We start from the raw sequence: 764 nt of genomic DNA, 5'->3' as shown, positions 1-764 counted from the left end.
TGGAGGCCATATCCCAATCTTCAGTAAAACAATGCAGCACTCCCGCGACATCAGGGGCTGAGTATTGGCCAATGAGGTTTAGCGTATCTTCCTTCGCATCTCTAGTATGAACAATAATTGGTTTTCGACATTCTTTACTGGCAATTAAATGACGCTTGAATCTTTCCAGCTGAAGATCTTTATGCTCCAGGCCATAATAGTAATCCAGCCCCGACTCTCCAATCGCAATGACTTTTTCACGCTCAGCAAGCGATAATAGGCGTTCAATAGTGGGCTCTTCACAATCGGTACTACCTGGGTGCACGCCAACCGAAGCATAGACATCGGGAAATTTAGCTGCAATCTGAAGCACTTCTTCAATATGCTCCAGGTCAATTGCGACACAAAGCAATTTGTCTACAAGGTTTTCTTTGGCAGCTGAAATTGCAAGCGACAAGTCGCCTTCATATGGAGCTAATTTCAGACGATCAAGGTGGCAGTGGGAGTCAATAAACATGAAAATCAAGCGCGCTCTTGTTACAACGATAAAGCCGCACATACTAACTAAAAATGCGTATCTATGCGACTCACTTGAAGAATCGTATCAAGAAATTGGGGCACCCCCCTATTATTACATACTATGTGTAGGACGATCTGAGCTTAAAGAGCCTGCCAGGTAGGTTTCAATCTTGTTTTTGGCAGTAGCATCTTCTTCGTTAAACTGAACACCGATGCCCGCTGCTCGATTACCCTGAGCACCCTTAGGAGTCACCCAGATAACCTTC

General features: G+C 44.8%; 1 protein-coding gene and 1 pseudogene. Both read right to left on the bottom strand.

Features of this window, described 5'->3' with window-relative positions:
- Nucleotides 1-496 (bottom strand): TatD family hydrolase (locus A3763_RS22825; protein WP_197483064.1); only part of this gene is annotated, 496 nt, incomplete at its 3' end.
- Nucleotides 497-610: 114 nt separating this feature from the next.
- Nucleotides 611-764: pseudogene (locus tag A3763_RS22820) on the bottom strand (pilus assembly protein PilZ); the annotation flags it as partial.

It is taken from the genome of Oleiphilus sp. HI0128 (genome assembly GCF_001635365.1).
Note: the sequence above shows the minus strand (reverse complement) of the source record. Positions and strands in the feature narration are given on the sequence as shown.